Annotated in this window: 1 protein-coding gene; it reads left to right on the top strand. The window is 69.0% G+C overall.

The window, feature by feature from the left end:
• Positions 1-1,541: amidohydrolase family protein (locus C1J01_RS50850; protein WP_111185798.1), on the top strand; the 1,541-nt coding region annotated here is incomplete at both ends.

The following is a 1,541-nucleotide window of genomic DNA, read 5'->3' as shown; positions in this document are numbered from 1 at the left end:
CCGCCGACCCCACCCCCGCCCGGGGCGCGAAGGAGGGCGCGGGCCCGTTCAAGAAGCTGGTGATCCGCGGCGTCAACGTGATCGTCGGCACCGGCGGCAAGGTCGTCGGCCCGGTCGACATCGTCGTCAAGCGCGACCGCATCGCCGAGATCATCCCCATCGACCCGAACGCCCCCAGGAAACGCCACCCGCGCGACGCCGACCACGAGATCGACGCCACCGGCATGTGGGTCATGCCGGGCCTGGTCGACGAACACGTCCACACCGGAACCGGCAACACCCCGCGCACCTACGCCTACAAGTTATGGCTGGCGCACGGCGTCACCACGGTCCGCGGCGTGACCCTGGCCGCGAACGCCGACGCCGTGCGCGACCGGGAGGCCAGCGAGCGCAACGAGATCGTCGCCCCGCGCATCGTGAACTACCAGACCCCCGGCAACGGCTGGTCGGACGGCCAGGTCGACTCGCCGGAGAAGGGCGCCGCCTGGGTCGCCTGGGCGGCCGCGAACGGCGTGGACGGCATCAAGTTCTTCGGCGACCGCGTGTACGGCCGGGCGGAGATCGAGGTCATGATCGCCGAGGCCCGCAAGCGCGGCCTGGGCACCACGATGCACCACTCGCCGCCCATCTACCCGCAGCTCAACGCCGTCGAGTCGGGCCGGCTCGGCCTCGGCACGGTCACCCACTTCTACGGCCACTTCGAGTCGCTGCTCAAGGAGGGCCGCGAGCACCCGAAGCCGCCGGGCTACGACTACCGCAACGAGGCCGCCCGCTGGCGCGGGGTGGCCACGGTGATCGAGTACACGCACCAGCCGGGTTCGCCGCAGTGGAAGGCGTACCTGGAGGAGCAGCTGTCGAACAACGTCACGTTCGGCCCGACCTTCGGCGTCTACCTGGCCGGACGCGACCTCACCCGGGTACGCGGCCTGGAGTGGCACCCGCGCTTCGCCCTGCCGTCCATCTGGGACTTCTGGGAGCCGAGCCCCCAGGCGCACGGTTCGTTCTACTACGACTGGACGAGCGAGGACGAGGCCAGCTGGAAGCGCTTCTACCAGCAGTACTTCCAGCTCATCCACGACTACAAGGAGCTGGGCGGGCGCATCGCGGGCGGCACCGACCCGGGCTTCATCTACAACCTGTACGGCTTCGCCAACATCACCGAGCTGGAGATGCTCAGGGAGGCGGGGCTGAGCGCGCTGGAGGCCATCGAGGCCATGTCCGGAAATGTCGCCCAGACCATCGCCGACCCGCGCGGCGGCAAACCCGACTACGGCACCGTTGAGATCGGTAAGTCCGCCGACCTCGCCATAGTCCCGTACAACCCCCTCGAAGACCTCAAAACCCTCTACGGCACGGGAACCGCCCGCCTGGACGCCGAATCCGGCGACATCAAACGCATCGGCGGCGTCCAGTGGACGATCCGCAACGGCGTCGTCTACGACGCCAAGAAACTCCTCGCCGACGTGGCCGACATGGTCAAGGCCCAGAAGGAAGCCGGCGCCTGCCGCGACATCGACCCGGACTGGAGCACGTACTATCTC

The sequence above is a fragment of the Nonomuraea aridisoli genome (genome assembly GCF_003236395.1).
GTDB classification, from domain to species: domain Bacteria; phylum Actinomycetota; class Actinomycetes; order Streptosporangiales; family Streptosporangiaceae; genus Nonomuraea; species Nonomuraea aridisoli.
This window is presented reverse-complemented; position numbering and strand designations above follow the sequence as displayed.